Below are 16,204 nucleotides of genomic sequence, written 5' to 3' on the forward strand. Positions count from 1 at the left end.
CGCAAATTAGAAAAGAAAAACAAGAGTTGACATTTCTTTTAAAATCCAATAAAATAAATCGGGTTTGCGAAAAAGGAGAACAAAAATAAACGATGAATAGTTACAATGTTGCGATCGTAGGCGCAGGGCCGGGAGGCATTTTCGCCGCCTACGAATTAAAAAAACAAAAACCGGAGCTTTCCGTCGTCGTCATTGAAAAGGGAAGCGCGCTGCATCGAAGAAAATGCCCAATCGACGGGGTGAAAATCAAATCATGCATCAACTGTCCTTCGTGTTCAATTATGAATGGATTCGGGGGCGCCGGCGCGTTCTCGGATGGAAAATACAATATCACCAACGAGTTTGGAGGCGACCTCTATAAATACGTAGGAGCCGACGAAGCCATCGAGCTGATGGAATACGTCGACGCCATCAACGTGGAAAACGGCGGGGCCGAAAGCCGGCTGTTCGCCAGCGAAAGACCGGACATCGCCAAGCTGTGCCTGCAAAACGATTTGCACCTTCTCAAAGCGAAAGTCCGCCACCTGGGAACCGATATCAACTATATCGTGCTGGAAAATCTCTACAACCAGCTCAAAGACCAAGTGGACTTCGTCTTTAATACCGAAGTGCAAACGATCGAGCGGGAAGGGGAGCGCTTCGTGCTCACGTGTCCAAAAGAACAGTTCACCGCCGACAAAGTCATCATTTCTACCGGACGTTCCGGCTCGAAGTGGATGGAAAGCATTTGCCAGTCGCTCTCGATCCCAACCGAGTCTTCCCGCATTGACATCGGGGTCCGCGTCGAAGTGCCATACGATATTTTCTCCGACATGACCGACGCGCTGTACGAGTCGAAAATCGTGTACCGCACAAAACGCTACCAGGACAAAGTGCGCACGTTCTGCATGAATCCGCATGGCGTGGTCGTGTCCGAAAACACGAACGGCATCATTACCGTAAACGGGCACAGCTATGAGGATCCGAAACTGTACACGAACAACACGAACTTCGCGCTGCTCGTGTCCAACCACTTCACCGAGCCGTTCCACCAGTCCAACCAGTATGGCGAGTCGATCGCCAGACTGTCCAACATGCTGGGAGGCGGCGTCATCGTCCAGCGGTTTGGCGACCTCATCCGCGGCCAGCGCTCGACCGAGGACCGCATTGAAAACGGCTTCGTAACGCCGACACTCAAAGCGACGCCAGGGGACTTGTCGCTCGTCATTCCAAAACGCCAGCTCGACGACATTATCGAAATGATCGAGGCGCTCGACCGGGTGTGCCCGGGCATGGCCAGCGACGACACGCTGTTGTACGGCATTGAAGTGAAGTTTTACAACATGCAAGTCGAAGTGGACGACAATCTTGAAACATGCGTCCCGGGGCTGTACGTCATTGGCGATTGCTCGGGTGTGACGCACTCGCTCTCGCACGCCAGCGCTTCGGGCGTGTACGCGGCAAGAAAAATCGCGGAAAAATAAAGTCAGAAAAACGATCGTGGTGAAATAGACGCGATCGTTTTTTATTTCTTTTGTAAGCCTTTTCAGAACTTGGATAAACCCATATAATAAAAACAGGAAAAGGAAAGAGAGGGGGAAGGATGGAAGAAAAAAAACGAAACGTGGAATTTATTGATTTTGATTTTCGCGCCTGGATCCAAAATCAGCCGCAAAAGGAATACGACCTTGTCGTCGAAGACGACGACCACTACCGGCTGCTGACAAAGTACGGCCGGGCGGAAATCAATTTTTATCCCAACGAAATCGTGGAAATCAGCATCACCAGCTTTAAAGACAACGAGCCGAAATACTACTTGCATTTTCAGCTCAAGGACGAGGAGCATACGAAAACGCTGTTTTACGAAATGGAACAGGCGCTCGAAACCTTGGAAAGCGAGCGCAAGATCAAAGTGCTGTTGTCGTGTTCCTCGGGCTTTACGACGTCTTTTTTCGCCAGCCGGCTGACGGAAGCGGCCGATACGCTCGATCTCGATTACACGTTTGACGCCGTGTCGTATTTCGACTTGTACGACCAGGCCGAAAACTACGATATCGTTCTGCTCGCGCCTCAAATCGGCTATATGCTTAAAAAATTGTCGACCTCGATGCCCAACAAGCTCATTTTGCAGATTCCGACTGCGGTGTTCGCCTCGTACGACGCGATGAGCGCGCTCGAATTTATCCAGACGAATTTGCGGCGGCGATGTGAAAAACACAAAAAGAAAAAAAAGAAGGAAGCCAGCGTGTGCCGGTGCGCCCAACAAGAAAAGGTCGTGCTCAGTTTGGCCGAGCTGTATGACGGCAACAAGGTCACGCTGTTTTTCCGGGTGTACGATCGAGGAACGATCATGCTTGACGATGTCGTCATCAAGGCCGATTTCAACTCCATCCCGCTGTGGGACACGATCGACTACTGTTTGAGCCAGTATCCGCAAATCGAGCTCATTACGATCGCGTTTCCAGGCGAAGTCAACGAGCAAGGCGTCGTCAATCACGTCCAGCGCGATTTACGCGACTATCCGCTTGGCGAGGAGGTACAGGCCCGCTACGGGATGCCGGCCATGATCGTCAACAACGTCAACGCGGCCGTCGTCGGCTATGGCGTCGAGCATCCTGAATACAAAAACATCACGTTCCACTCCCAGCCTTATGGAAAGCCGATGGGCGGGCAGGGCAATCTCGTCAACGGCACGCTCGTCACCGGGCTTTCCGGCATTGGCGGCGAGTTGAAATACTTTTTAGGCCGTATGCAGTTTTCCGACGATCCACGTCGTCTGGCCCGCACCGAACAAGGACAAATCGAGCTGGTCATCAACGCGCTGCTGCCAACGATCGCGCTCTTAGGCCCGGAAGTCGTCGTGCTCCGCACCCCGATGGTCAACGACATGCAAAGCCTGGAAAAACGGCTGGCTAATTTCATTCCGGCCCCATCCATTCCAAAGCTGGAGTTTATTAGCGACGTCAACGAGCTGATTTTCGAAGGCAGTTTGCAGCTGTGCGGCCAGTGGCGCCAAAAGCAGCTGGAAGTCAGTCCTGTCGAGTCGGCAAGTTTGCAATACGCGGCTTAACTGTAAAAATAAACGCAACTTGCAAAGAACTGGTTTTTGGAGTTGTTTGACTTGATTTGAAATGCAAGAAAAAAGAAAAGCGATCGGCTTGCTCAAGGAGAGAAAGTCGATCACTTTTTTGATCAATGAATGAATTGTCTTATAAAGAAAATTGGATTTCCTCCATTGTTTCGCAAATTTGTTTGACTTGTTCCAGATCTTTGACCTGGTCGGCAATATGGCCGGAGTCGATAATTCGAATATCCTGAACGCCCGCTTTGACGCTCGCGTTCACGCCGGCGAGCGAGTCTTCGATCACACAAATTTTTTCCGTAGGAACATCAATGTTTTTGGCGGCCTGCAGGAACATCGCTTCTTTATCTTTATACTGACCGTTGTCGTAAACGATCGTTTTAGGGTCGATCCAGCGGTCGAGATGGAAGCTTTCCACAAAAAAATCAATGTTGTCCTTGATGGACGCGGAGGCGATCGTGAACGGAACACCTCTTTTTTTCAACTCGTTAAATAGTTCTTTCGCTCCGGCAATCAAATGGAAATTTTTCGCGTCCTCTTTGCAAAACTCGCGGTAGTATTGTTCCTTGAGTGACGAATAGGCGCTCTCAAGTTTTTCGTCGGGTTTACCGCCGTTTAAGTAGCGGATGATGTATTTGTTGTTGACGCCATTCATTTTTGTATGCAGTTCCTCTTGTGTGATGCCGCGTCCGCGAATGGATTGGGAAATTTTATTCCAAGCCATAGTATGTTTGTCGTTATCGAGAAACAACGTTCCGTTAAAATCAAAAATTACTCCATGCATATTTATTCATCCTTTCCTGCTTGTATGATTTGGGTATATTGGCTATAATGCGCAATAAGATTTGGATTGGTGGTCGCATCCGTGATGATACCATCCATATTGTAGAGTTTGTAATAAACATAAAAGTCTTCCCGGTTAAATTTATGTTCGTCTATGAGCAAATAGCGATAACGTGCATTGTTAAGCGCGGTTTCTTGAACTTGGCCTTCCTCAATCGTAGATGTGGTGATTTGATTTTCCGCCAGTCCATTACAAGAAATAAAGGCGGCGGAAAATTTCAATCGCCCGAGCACTTCAGCGCATAAGGGACCCACAAAGCAGCTTGTATGGCTTCGAAATGTTCCTCCGGCTAAAAAAACTTGATCTGGATCTTGCTGCCGAATAATTTCAAAAACCGGTAGTGAATTCGTGATCACGCGCACTTTTCTTCCAGCAATTTCTTTGGCGAGCTGCTCAATCGTCGTGCCTGGACCTAAAAAGACCGTGTCATTGTCTTTGATCAGTTTGGCAGCTTGTCTTGCGATAGCTTTTTTTTCTTCTGTATTGACAGTCGATTTCTCAAAGTGGGAAAGTTCGAAGTCAATATTGTAGTTGACGGCTTGCGCGCCTCCGTGAACGCGAATCAACTTCCCGCTTTTTTCGAGTTCATCTAAATCGCGCCGGACAGTCATGTCCGATACATTGAGCGCGCTCATAATTTCCGTAGCCGTCACGATCCCTTTTTCATCCACAAGCCGACCAATATATTGTAGTCGTTCACTTTTCAGCATAATATCCTGTCCTTTCGAATTGGTTATAGCATGTGATTTATATCAAAGTCAACAAAAACAAACATTTGGAACGAGAAAATTTGTTGGAATCTGAGTGTACGTGTTTAAATTTGTTTATGAAAACGTTGACAATTTCAAATTAATCGAATATAGTGAGTTTGTGAACAACAGAAATAAACAAAATCAAATGAACAAGGAGAAGTACATGAAAACATTACCGGATGATTTTATTTTTGGTGGAGCGACAGCTGCATATCAATGTGAAGGCGCGACACATGAAGGCGGAAAGGGACCCGTTGCCTGGGACGCGTTTCTTGAAAAACAAGGACGGTTTCTCGCGGAACCCGCAAGCGACTTTTATCATAAATACCCGATCGACTTAGAATTGTGCGAAAAATTTGGCGTCAACGGAATCCGGCTCTCGATTGCATGGAGTCGTATTTTTCCAGAAGGTACAGGTGAAGTCAACAAAGAAGGCGTTCGCTATTATCATGAAGTTCTTTCAGAAGCGAAAAAGAGGAATGTTAAGGTGTTTGTAACCCTTCATCATTTCGACACGCCAAAAGCACTCTTTGACGAAGGAGATTTTCTAAATCGGCAAACAATCGACGCATTTGTCGAGTACGCGAAATTTTGTTTCGAGGAGTTCAAAGAAGTCGAATACTGGTCGACTTTCAACGAGATTTATCCGATCGCAACCAACCAGTATTTGAACGGAACGTTTCCTCCAGGCATCACGTACGATTTAAAAAAAGTAATGACGTGCCTGCACAATATGCTGTACGCGCACGCCCGGGCTGTCAACGTGTTCAAAGATGGGGGATACAAGGGACAGATTGGAGTCGTGCACTCTCTGGAAACGAAATATCCGGCCAGCATGTCCGACGAAGACATCCACGCCGCTTTTCTTGACGATGCGTTAAGCATTCGGATGTTGCTGGATGGGACGTTCAAGGGTCGATACTCGAAAGAAACGCTTTCCGCGTTAAAAGAAATCAGTGAGGAAAACGGGTTTGAAATCCATTTCCCGGAAGCGGACTTTGTCGAAATGGAAAAAGCGAAAGATCGAAACGACTATTTGGGCATTAACCATTATCAAAGCCATTTCGTGAAGGCTTACCATGGCGAAAGCCGGATCCACCATAATGGGACAGGCGACAAAGGAACAAGCGCTTATGCGGTCAAAGGGATTGGTGAGCGGATTTACAAAGAAGGACTGCCACGGACGGACTGGGACTGGTTGATTTATCCGAAAGGATTGTACGATTTGCTCATTCGCATTCAGACCGACTATCCAAATTATAAAGCGATTTATATCACGGAAAACGGAATGGGGTACAAAGACGAGTTTGTCGATGGAAAAATTTATGACGAACCGCGCATCGACTACGTCAAACAATATATGGAGGCGCTGGCGGACGCGATCGCCGATGGCGTGAATGTGAAAGGCTACTTCCTCTGGTCGCTGATGGACGTGTTCTCGTGGTCGAACGGCTACAACAAGCGCTACGGTTTGTTTTATGTCGACTTCGATACGCAAAAGCGCTATCCAAAGCAGTCCGCGTACTGGTATCAGGGACTGGCTCGGACGAAAGAGATCCGGGACCGGTACGAGGAAGAGGAACAATATTAAATAAAGAAGTCAGGAAAGTGAGGAACAAAAAATGAACAGAGAACAACTGGCAATGGTAGGATTTGAGATCGTGGCGTATTCCGGGGACGCGAGAAGCACGCTGCTGGAATTGCTGAAGCAGGTGCGAAACGGAAACTTTGACAATGTGGACACGCTGCTTGCGGACGCGGATGAAAACCTGAATCTGGCGCACAAGGCGCAGACGGAAATCCTGGCGCAGGAAGCGCAAGGTCAAAGCATGGATATGGGATTCATTTTCATCCATGGACAGGACCACTTGATGACGACGATCCTGCTGCGCGATTTGATCATGGATATGGTCGAGCTGTACAAGAGGAAATAAGCCATGAACGCGATCATTGGATTTATCGAAAAGGGAAAGCCTTTCTTTAACAAACTGGCGGCCAACGCGTATTTGCAGGCCATTCGCGATGGATTTTTGACGGCGATGCCCGCCATCCTGTTTTCATCCATCTTCATTTTGATCGCGGCGCTGCCGGAAGTGTTCGGAATCGTCTTGCCCGAATCCGTCTCCTCGTGGCTGTGGCGGGTGTACAATTTGTCAATGGGCATCGTGGCGATCCTCGTCGCGGCGACAACGGCCCGTTCGCTGGGAGAAAATTTCGCCCGCAAACTGCCTTCCGGCGTAAGCATGAACATCGTGTCCGTCATGCTAGCCAGCATCACCGGCTTTATGATGCTGGCGGTCACGGAAATCGACGGCGGCATCGACGTCACGTATTTGGGGACGAAAGGGTTGCTTTGCTCATTTATCGCGGCGTTCATCACCGCGAACATGTACAAGTTTTGCGCTGTCAAAAACATCACGATCAACATGCCGCCGGAAGTGCCGGGCGTCATTTCCAATGTGTTCAAAAACGTATTCCCGTTTTCGTTTTCGGTGCTCGTTTGCGTCCTGATCGACACGATCGCCCGCAATGTGTTCAATATCTCGTTTGCGGAAAGCATGATCGCGTTGTTCTCTCCAATCTTTTCGGCGGCCGACTCGTATCCGGGCCTGATGCTGATCGCGGGCGCGATGGCGTTCTTCTGGTTTTTGGGCATCCATGGCCCATCCATTGTGGAGCCGGCTGTGGCGGCCGCTTTGTATGCCAATGTGGAAGCGAACTTGCGTCTTGTTGAAGAAGGACAGCACGCATCGCACGCTTTGACGATTGGTATGAACAACTTTATCGCGTGTCTGGGCGGAACCGGTTGTACATTCGTCGTGCCGTTTCTGCTGATCTGGTTTTGCAAATCGAAACAGTTGAAAGCCGTTGGAAAAGCGTCGATCGTTCCATGCTGCTTTGGCGTGAACGAACCAGTCCTGTTCGCGGCGCCGATGGTGCTCAATCCGTACTTCTTCGTGCCGTTTTTGCTGGCGCCGATGGTCAACGTGTGCATCTTCAAATTCTTTGTCGACGTCCTGCAAATGAACTCGTTCGTATACGTCATGCCATGGGCGATGCCCGGACCGCTTGGCTTGTTCTTTGGAACGGGCATGGCGCCGATGGCTCTGTTGCTTGCCGTCGTTCTTCTGGTCGTCGATGTCGTGATTTACGCGCCATTCATCAAAGCGTACGATTCGACGCTTGTGGAAGAGGAGGCGCAAAAGCACGAGGAAATCGAAGAGGAAAAAGAAGAGGAACAGGAAAAAGAGAAAGTCGAACTCAACGACGATTTGAACGTGCTTGTGCTTTGCGTCGGAGCCGGAACGTCGGCGATGTTCGCCAACGCCGTGAACAAAGGCGCCGAACAGGAAAACCTGCCGGTCAAAGCGAAAGCCGAGGCGTTTGGCGCGCACACGGACATTCTCAAAGATTTCCAGCTTGTCGTTTTGTCTCCGCAAGTGCAGTCGCGGTTTGACGAAATCAAAGCAGACGCGGACAAGTACGGCATTCAAATCGTCCGCACGAAAGGCGCGCAATACATCCAGCTCACCAAAGATCCGAAAGGCGCGGTCGAATTTGTGGTGGAGGCGTCGAAATCGTAAAACATCTTATCTATAGAATACGTCCAGACAGCGGCGTATTCTTTTTTATATTGTTGTTAGCCATCAAAAAGCCTTTCGTTGACCGGTAGGTTAAAGTAGGTTATATTAAAAAAAGAAGGTGATCGTATGAACGAATTCAATGCGATTTGGGAAATCGAAGAACGATTATCCACGCTTCCGCGCGGGTATATTTCTCAAAAGCGGATTGGCGGAAAAACACGCTATTATTTGCAGTGGAAGGAAAATGGAAAGGTAAAAAGTCAATACATTCCATTGGAGCTATTGGAAGAAACAAAAGCGCAGATTGAGGAACGCCGCCGTCTACAGGAGCAAATGAAAGAATGGAAAGTGAAAAACGGAAAAGAGCGGTTTTTCGAAACGAATGTTGTCATTTGTGATGAATTGGATGCGATGATCCGAAGCGTATACGGTTTGAAAAAGTGCGAAATGTACGATCGAATCCTTTCCTATCAAGCACAGCCAGCAATGTGTTTTTGAAAAATCTTCCAACGTTTTCCTTCGAAAAATAAAAAAGCGGTTTGGCTACTCAAACAAAGAAAGCTGAACCGCTTTTTCTTTCGATTCGAATTGCTGAAGATAGGCGAAGATTTGCTCGTTGTCGTGCAAAATGCCGTTTTGCTCGCACACCGCATGAAAGTATTTCATGAGCGCCTGGTTTCGAGGGCTGCCACACACGTACCGGTCGCCAAAGGCTTGCTGATAGCGGCTTTTCATCCCCGGAAAAAACCGGTCCAGCTGTTCGTAGAAATACGCCCGGTTGCCTTCCCGCAAGGTGACGCCCATCCCAAAACAGACGATCCCTTTGACACGGACGTCGACGCACGCCTGCAAGATTCGCGCGATGTTGTCAAACGAATCGTTGATGAATGGAAGAATCGGGCAAAGCCAGACAACCGTTGGAATGCCCGCGTCCCGCAAAACCCCCAGCGCGCGAATACGCTCTTTTGTCGTACTGACGTTGGGTTCCAGGGTTTGGCACAGACGCTCATCCATTGTCGTCAATGTCATTTGGACGACGCATTTGGCTTTTTCGTTGATCGCCACCAGCAAGTCCAAATCCCGCAGCACCCGCGCCGATTTGGTGATGAACGTAAAGCCAAATCCATACCGCAAGGCAAGTTCAAGCGCCTGCCGCGTCATCCGCAAGGTTTCCTCCAAAGGAAGGTAGGGATCGCTCATCGCGCCGATGCCCAGCATTCCTTTTTTTCGCTTTCGTTTCAATGCCGTTTCCAAAAGCTCGATCGCGTTTTCCTTGACCGCGACATCCTCGAAGTCGTGGTCCATACGATAGCACGCGCTGCGGGAATCGCAATAAATGCAGCCATGCAGGCAGCCCCGGTACAAATTCATCCCGTTGTTCGCCGAGAGAATGGTTTTCGCGTGGATCCAGTGCATCTTAAAGACCGAGTTTCTTCTTGAATAAATTCTCGTTCAGCAACTGATGCGTCACGAATTTTCCGTTTTGAAACACCGCGTAATTCGCGGGCACGAAAGGAAGCGCCTTCGCTTTTTCAAGCGAGTCGATCGCGACCAGCCGCAGCGGAATGGCGTTCGTTTCGCAATACGAGCGCACCTGCTCGACCGAGTTGATAAGAAACGGACATTGCATGCCATAGTAAATCGTCAAATCTTTCTCGCCGATTTCAAAGGCTTTCGCCGTTGAAACAAAGCGGGGCATCGAACCGTCAAAGGAGAGGGCGAGCAGTTCAAAATCATTGGGCGCCGTATCGGCCACTTCAAAACCAAAGCGCTTGAAAAATTTCGCGTCCGAAAGATACGGCTTTTTCTTTTTCGAACTCAACACGCATACGCCCGCCTTGTGTTTCGCTTTCACGTCGGCAATACACGATTCCAGCAATTCCTTCGCCAGACCCTGGCCTTTGAAAGAGCCAGCCACCCACAAACAATATATATAGACGTAGTTGTCGCCTTCAATCGGCACCCACGCCGTTTCCAGCGGAGCGTATTCAATCAAAACTTTGCCTCGCGCGTCCAGCTTGCGAAAGACATGCCCTTCCTCGAATCGCTGTTTCAGCCATTGTTTTTTGGACTGGACGCCCGCCTGATGCTTTTTGTCGGCGATGGCGCAGCAAAGATGTTCCGATTCCACCGTTTCGACCGTCAAGTCGATCCATTGATGTTCCATTGTGTTCTTCCTCGTTTCATTTACGAAAATTATACCAGAAACTATGGAATTTTATGTGATATTTCTTAAAAAATTTGCATTTTTAAAAAGAGAAACAAGATGGGGAACGAAAAGCGGAAAAAAAGGGTATTCTGAAACCGGTTGCGAAAGGAGGCGGAAACAAAATGGAAAAGAACCTTCAAAAATTTGGGCTTTTCATGGGAAACCGCGCGCAAAACTCCAGTGTCCCCATAATGGACATCAAGGAAAATGCGAGTATAATGAGAACGAAAATGTATGGAGAAAAAAGGGACATTTTCATTGAAACGCGCCGTTTTCTCCATACGCATTGAAAGGGAATCACATTCGCCATGCCAGTGCCATAGATCAAAAAAACATAAGACCTAGACATTGACAATCTGTATCTTAAAAAAAAGAAAGGAAGGTCATTTTGGAACCTTATGAAAGCAGCCGCCTAGCCAAAATCGTCATGCGAAGCGGAAAGCTCCTGCTCCAAAGCGGAGGGGATGTGGTCAGCGCCGAAGAGACGATGAAACGTATTTGTCTTTCGCATCCAGGCGCCTCCAAGCCGGAATGCGTGCTGACACCCACAACGATTCTTTTTTCCTTTAAAACCGAACATCATATCATTACGCGCGCCTGCAAAATCACGAAAGTCGGCAACGATCTCGTTCGAATCGCCAAGATCCACGACCTCGTGAACAACTGCGAAAACTTGTCGATGAAAGAAATGGAGGAGGAGCTGGACGCCATCGAACGCGAAAAGACGCATCCGCGCTGGTTGCGCATTTTAGCCTCCGGCATTTGCTCCGCCGGATTCGGCCTTTTCTTTGGCGATCCGCTCGATGTACTCTTTATCTTTTTCATCGGCTTGGGCGCGGGATGGATCCTGACCAACAAAAGCAACCGAATCCTCATGATCATTTGCGCCAGCTTCTTCGTGACGATTTGCCCCATTTTGCTGGAGCACGCCAGCATCCACTTAAGCATTGAAACAGTCGTCGTATCGAATATGCCGCTCATGGTGCCCGGCATGGTCATCTTCAACGCCATCCGCGACACCCTGGCCGGAAATTACCAAGCCGGTTTGAACCGAACCGCCGAAGCGTGCCTGATTGGGGCGGCCATCGCGGCCGGAACCGGCCTCGCGTTAGGAGTGATGGTATTATGATCATGATCTTGATTAAGGCGCTTGGCGCCGGTATCGTCGGAATGATGTGCTCGATCCGCTTCAACGGACGAGGGAAAGACATCACCATCGCCGGATTCATCGGCTTCATGGCCGCGCTGGGCATGGGCTTTTTCGAAGGCATGTACGTCCGGGCGTTCGTTAGCGGCCTGATTTACAGCATTCTTTCGGAAATCTTCGCCCGCATTGAGCAAAAACCGGTCGCCGTGTACTTGCCAGCCGTGCTCGTGCCATTCGTTCCCGGCAAGCTTACGTTTTATATGATGGGCGAGTTTGTCCACGGGGACCGGGTGGCGGCGATGGATCGGCTGTCGGAAATCATGTGCGTGTGCGGCATGATCGCGCTGGCCATCCTGCTGACGCAAACCGCGATCCACTTCTTCTCCGAAAAAATACACCAGCCCGACGAGGATCCGTTTTTATAACAAAAGAAAAAGAATGCGAAATGGAACGAGCCATTGTCGCATTCTTTTTTATAAATAAAGAACATTCACGCTTGAGTCGGCATCAAACACATGCAGCGCGTCGGCATCGGCCGCCAGCGTCAGCTCGGTTCCATCCTGGACCCGCGCGTCGCCCGGCAAAGTCGCCACGACTTTCGCGCCGTTGGCCATCGTCATATAGACATTCGTCGTGCTGCCCAGCATCTCGACGACATCGACATGCCCGTGCAGCCCGTCGGCGTTTCGATCGGCGATGCGTAAATTTTCCGGACGGATACCGACTTTCAACGCCTTGTTCGAACCGAATCCCAGACGCTCGAATGTATCCGCCATTGTTTTGGACACGTCGAACTGAAATCCGTCACCCGTTAAAACCGGACGACCGTCTTTTTGAACGAGGCGTGCGTCGAGCAGATTCATCACCGGCATGCCGATAAACGTGGCGACAAACAAGTTGCGCGGTTTCTCGTACAAGTTTTGCGGTGTGTCGATTTGCTGGATCTCGCCATCGCTCATCACAACGATGCGGTCACCCAGCGTCATCGCCTCCGTCTGGTCGTGGGTGACGTAAATCGTCGTCGCTTTGAGCTCCTTGTGCAGGCGGGCGATCTCGATTCGCATTTGCCCGCGCAGCTTGGCGTCCAAATTGGACAGCGGCTCGTCCATGAGCAGCACTTTCGGGTTGCGCACGATGGCCCGGCCCATCGCCACACGCTGGCGCTGGCCGCCCGAAAGCGCCTTCGGCTTGCGATCCAGCAAATTTTGCAAGCCAAGGATTTTGGCCGCGTGGTCGATGCGGGCGTCCATTTCCTCTTTAGGCAGTTTTGCGATCTTCAACGGATACTCCATGTTTTTGCGCACCGTCATATGCGGATACAACGCGTAGTTTTGGAACACCATCGCGATGTTGCGATCTTTCGGCTCCTTGTCGTTGCACACGACGCCGTCGATTTGCAACGTGCCGCCGCTAATGTCCTCCAGACCCGCGATCATGCGCAGCGTCGTCGACTTGCCGCACCCCGACGGACCGACAAAGATAATAAACTCCTGATCTTTGATTTCCATATTGAAATCTTTCACGGCCTGGTAGCCGTTTGGATACACTTTCTGGATGTGATTCAAAATAACTTCTGACAAATCTTATCCTTTCACCGCGCCATTGGCGACGCCATTTAAAATTTGTTTTTGACAGACGACATAGAAAATAAGCATTGGAATGAGCGACAAGATATACGACGCGAACGCGAGGTTGTAGTTGGTTCCAAACGCCGTCTGGAAGTTGAGCTGCGCGATCGGCAGCGTGTTGATGCCCGTTCCCGACATGATGACTAGCGGCGTCATGACGTCGTTCCACGTGCCCAGCGCCGTCATGATCGCGACCGTCGCGTGCATCGGCTTCATCATCGGGAAGATGACTTTCCAGTATGTCTTCCACGTGCTCGCTCCGTCGACCATGCTCGCTTCCTCCATGACTTCCGGAATGTTTTTCATGTATCCCGCGTACAGCATGACGTTCATCGGCATGTAAAACACGAGATACAGCAAGATGACGCCTAGCTGATTACCCAGATGCAGTTGTGCCGTCTCCTTGACAAGGGGCATCATCAAAATGGCGAACGGGACGAACATCCCTGAAATGATGTACAAGTAAATGAGCTTGAAGTGTTTCGACTTGGCCGTCGTGCGTCCAAGCACGTAGCCGACCAGCGAGTACACGATGATGCCCAGCACGATCGTCGAAATGGTGATGAGCAGGGAGTTGCCCAGCGTGTTCCAGAAATCGGTCACTTCCATCGCCTTGGCGAAGTTGTCAAAGCCAAGCTCCTTTGGAAAGCCTAGCGCGCCCTGGACGCTGTTGGTCATTTCCGACGGCTTTTTAAACGCGATGACCAGCGCCATGTACAACGGGAAGAACACGGTGACCGTACCCAGGCACAAGACAATCGTCATGAGCCAGTTTGTCTGCTTTTTCGGTTTGATTGGCTTTGTCATAGCTGCTCCTCCTTCTTTCCGGTAATGACTTGCTGGATGACGGAAATGATGACGATGACGAGAAAGAACACGAAGGCATTCGCGCTCTGGAACCCGAACTGGCCGCCATCCAAACCGTTGCGGTAAATCAAAAACGAAATCGATTCCGTAGACTGGGCCGGCCCGCCGTTGGTCAACGACATGATCTGGTCGAACACCATCAGGAAGTTTTTCGTCGTCAAGACAAAGTTGATCGAAATAAACGGAATAATGAGCGGGAAGGTGACTTTCCAAAATTCCGTCCATTTGCTCGCGCCATCCACGCGGCTTGCCTCGTACACGTCTTCAGGCACCGTCTGCAAGCCGGAAATGTAAATGATCGTCGTCATCGCGACCGCCTGCCACACGCCCACGATCAGCACGCCGATCCAGGCGTACGCCGGGGAGGCGAGAATCGAGTTTTGCAGCCATTCAATGTTCCACGCCACGCCGATATACGGCAGGATGTACGTGAAGAAGAAGCTGAAAATGTAACCGATGACCAGACCACCCAAAATGTTGGGTACGAAGTAAATGCCGCGAAGCGCCGATTTGAAGCGGATCTTGGCGTTGAGGGCGAGCGCCATCAGCAGCGAGAGCACGTTGACAAGGATCGTGCCGCAAATGGCGTACTTGAACGTGAACAAGTAGCTTTTCAGCACGCGGCCGTCCTGGAACAAGTCGGCGTAGTTGCGCAAGCCGACCCAGTCGAACTTGCCGTAGCCTTTGTAGTTGGTGAAACTGTAAATCAACCCGTTGATCATCGGCCACGTATTGAACATCACAAACAAGATCAATGCGGGAACGAGGATGAACAAATATGTCTTTGTCCGGTTGGACATCTTCTTTTTCATGTTATGATTCCTCCTTTTGGAGCCGCGCGATCAAATCGCGGTTGTAACGGATCCATTCCGTGTCGAATTTGTTCAGGAACGTGTCGAGCGCGTCCTTTTTCTCGTCAAGCAAATACGTCTGGATCATCGCGTCCACCGCCATTTCGGTCGGGTAGTGGTGGTCCTGGTAGTCGGCGACCTCGCCGGCCAAAATGTACGTTTCCATGCCTTTCAAATATTCCGCGATCGGGAATTCGCCTTTTTTCGTCGCGATGCCGCCCTGATCCTCCAAATACATGTTGAGCACCTCGTCGGAATACAGGAAGTCGAGCACCTCGTACGCCGCCTCCTTGTTCGGGCAGTTTTCCATGACGGAGAACTGGACGTCGATGCCGGAGTTTAAAATGTTTTTTTCCGGGTCGTTGCTGCCGGGCATGACGAACGAGTCGATGTTCATATCCGGGTTGACGCTTTGCACCTGGCTGATGGCGTAGCTGCCAATCGGCCACATGACCGCCTCGCCGTTGGCAAACGCCGTCGCCGCGTCCGTGTACGAGTAGGCGTACGGGTTAGGCTGGCAATACTGGAGCAGCTCTTTTTGCTTCGTCGCCACCTCGCGGTACGCATCGGCGAATGTCGCCTCGTTTTTGTTGACTTGCGAGCAAATGTCGGCATCCACCAGATCGACCGCCAGCGCGTTCCATGGCGCCAACGTCGTCCATGTGTCCTTGTAGCCGAAATACAACGGCATCAGCCCTTTGGCCTGGATCGCTTCGCACAACGCGAGAAACTCGTCCCACGTTTTCGGGATCTTCCAGCCGTACTCGTCGAAGAGGTCCTTGTTGTAGAGGACACCCGCCGCGTTGGCGACGTATGGCAGAGCGTACGTGCCTTCCATTTCGACAAATTCGAGCTGTTTGTCAATGTCCAGATAGCCGGGCTTGACGTTCTGAAGCGCCGGCAGGTCGGAAATGTCCATGAACAGACCGGCGTCGAGAAAATTGGAATAGTTGATGTCCCCGCCGATGGCGACAATATCCGGATAATCATCGCGGATGAATCGCGTTTTCAAGATGGTCATCGCTTCGTTGGGACTGCTGATTTTGAGCCGGACATCGTCATGCGTGGCGTTGAACAAGTCCTGGATTTCCTCCATGACTTGCACGGCTTCCCGTTTGTACGAAACGATTTCGATTTCGGGAATGCCGTCCGGCGAAGCCTGCCCGCATCCTGCGAGCGAGGCCGTCATCATGACGCATGTGGCAGCCGCCATGATTTTACGGATTGTTTTCATGCAAATTCTCCTTTCGTTTGCTGTTGA

The 16,204-nt window shown here is 50.3% G+C and carries 17 protein-coding genes; 9 read left to right on the forward strand and 8 right to left on the reverse strand.

Features of this window, described 5'->3' with window-relative positions:
- The first annotated feature begins 92 nt into the window (after positions 1-92).
- Together E5336_RS07455 and E5336_RS07460 are read left to right on the forward strand one after the other, a co-directional pair.
- Positions 93-1,463, forward strand: coding sequence for an NAD(P)/FAD-dependent oxidoreductase (locus tag E5336_RS07455; protein WP_135980488.1), 1,371 nt, complete (start codon positions 93-95; stop codon positions 1,461-1,463).
- A 119-nt stretch (positions 1,464-1,582) separates the two neighbouring features.
- Positions 1,583-3,049, forward strand: a complete 1,467-nt coding sequence (locus E5336_RS07460) for an ROK family protein (protein WP_135980489.1) — start codon at positions 1,583-1,585, stop codon at positions 3,047-3,049.
- A gap of 139 nt (positions 3,050-3,188) precedes the next feature.
- Here E5336_RS07460 and E5336_RS07465 read toward each other — a convergent pair whose 3' ends face one another.
- Complete coding sequence (locus E5336_RS07465) at positions 3,189-3,845, reverse strand: HAD family hydrolase (protein WP_135980490.1); 657 nt, start codon at positions 3,843-3,845, stop codon at positions 3,189-3,191.
- A 2-nt stretch (positions 3,846-3,847) separates the two neighbouring features.
- Entirely contained in the window at positions 3,848-4,615 is a 768-nt protein-coding gene (locus tag E5336_RS07470; RefSeq protein ID WP_135980491.1) for a DeoR/GlpR family DNA-binding transcription regulator, read from the reverse strand.
- A gap of 205 nt (positions 4,616-4,820) precedes the next feature.
- On the opposite strand from E5336_RS07470, the gene lacG reads away from it, so the two are divergent.
- From lacG to E5336_RS07490, 4 genes are all read left to right on the forward strand, one after another.
- The gene (gene lacG / locus E5336_RS07475; protein WP_135980492.1) at positions 4,821-6,248 is read left to right on the forward strand and encodes a 6-phospho-beta-galactosidase; all 1,428 of its coding nucleotides are present in this window, start codon (positions 4,821-4,823) and stop codon (positions 6,246-6,248) included.
- Between the two features lie 31 nt (positions 6,249-6,279).
- Entirely contained in the window at positions 6,280-6,591 is a 312-nt protein-coding gene (locus E5336_RS07480) for a PTS sugar transporter subunit IIA (protein ID WP_135980493.1), read from the forward strand.
- Positions 6,592-6,594: 3 nt separating this feature from the next.
- On the forward strand, positions 6,595-8,241 hold the full coding sequence (locus tag E5336_RS07485; protein ID WP_135980494.1) for a PTS transporter subunit EIIC: 1,647 nt from the start codon (positions 6,595-6,597) through the stop codon (positions 8,239-8,241).
- A 126-nt stretch (positions 8,242-8,367) separates the two neighbouring features.
- A complete protein-coding gene (locus tag E5336_RS07490; RefSeq protein WP_135980495.1) occupies positions 8,368-8,739 on the forward strand; it encodes a DUF6788 family protein in 372 nt (123 codons plus the stop codon).
- A 45-nt stretch (positions 8,740-8,784) separates the two neighbouring features.
- Here E5336_RS07490 and E5336_RS07495 read toward each other — a convergent pair whose 3' ends face one another.
- Complete coding sequence (locus tag E5336_RS07495; protein WP_135980496.1) at positions 8,785-9,657, reverse strand: SPL family radical SAM protein; 873 nt, start codon at positions 9,655-9,657, stop codon at positions 8,785-8,787.
- A 1-nt stretch (position 9,658) separates the two neighbouring features.
- The gene (locus E5336_RS07500) at positions 9,659-10,408 is read right to left on the reverse strand and encodes a GNAT family N-acetyltransferase (protein WP_135980497.1); all 750 of its coding nucleotides are present in this window, start codon (positions 10,406-10,408) and stop codon (positions 9,659-9,661) included.
- 43 nt (positions 10,409-10,451) lie between these two features.
- On the opposite strand from E5336_RS07500, the gene E5336_RS07505 reads away from it, so the two are divergent.
- The 3 genes from E5336_RS07505 to E5336_RS07515 all read left to right on the forward strand — a co-directional run bounded on the left by E5336_RS07505 (position 10,452) and on the right by E5336_RS07515 (position 12,022).
- The gene (locus E5336_RS07505) at positions 10,452-10,712 is read left to right on the forward strand and encodes a hypothetical protein (RefSeq protein WP_135980498.1); all 261 of its coding nucleotides are present in this window, start codon (positions 10,452-10,454) and stop codon (positions 10,710-10,712) included.
- 126 nt (positions 10,713-10,838) lie between these two features.
- Entirely contained in the window at positions 10,839-11,579 is a 741-nt protein-coding gene (locus tag E5336_RS07510; protein ID WP_135980499.1) for a threonine/serine exporter family protein, read from the forward strand.
- Complete coding sequence (locus tag E5336_RS07515) at positions 11,576-12,022, forward strand: threonine/serine exporter family protein (RefSeq protein ID WP_135980500.1); 447 nt, start codon at positions 11,576-11,578, stop codon at positions 12,020-12,022. The genes E5336_RS07510 and E5336_RS07515 overlap by 4 nt, the downstream gene beginning before the upstream one ends.
- Positions 12,023-12,070: 48 nt before the next feature.
- Here the strand turns inward: E5336_RS07515 and E5336_RS07520 are convergent, their stop codons facing one another.
- From E5336_RS07520 to E5336_RS07535, 4 genes are read right to left on the reverse strand one after another with little or no spacing between them, the layout of a single operon-like run.
- Positions 12,071-13,177, reverse strand: a complete 1,107-nt coding sequence (locus E5336_RS07520) for an ABC transporter ATP-binding protein (protein WP_135980501.1) — start codon at positions 13,175-13,177, stop codon at positions 12,071-12,073.
- A 3-nt stretch (positions 13,178-13,180) separates the two neighbouring features.
- Positions 13,181-14,032 (reverse strand): carbohydrate ABC transporter permease, encoded by an 852-nt coding sequence (locus E5336_RS07525; protein ID WP_135980502.1) that lies wholly within the window; start codon positions 14,030-14,032, stop codon positions 13,181-13,183.
- A complete protein-coding gene (locus E5336_RS07530) occupies positions 14,029-14,904 on the reverse strand; it encodes a carbohydrate ABC transporter permease (RefSeq protein ID WP_135980503.1) in 876 nt (291 codons plus the stop codon). Before E5336_RS07530 ends, E5336_RS07525 begins: the two co-directional genes overlap by 4 nt.
- A 1-nt stretch (position 14,905) precedes the next feature.
- Positions 14,906-16,177: an ABC transporter substrate-binding protein gene (locus tag E5336_RS07535; protein WP_135980504.1), complete on the reverse strand. Its 1,272-nt coding sequence runs from the start codon at positions 16,175-16,177 to the stop codon at positions 14,906-14,908.
- Between the last annotated feature and the right edge of the window lie 27 nt (positions 16,178-16,204).

It is taken from the genome of Dubosiella muris (assembly GCF_004793885.1).
GTDB classification, from domain to species: Bacteria; Bacillota_I; Bacilli_A; order Erysipelotrichales; family Erysipelotrichaceae; genus Dubosiella; species Dubosiella muris.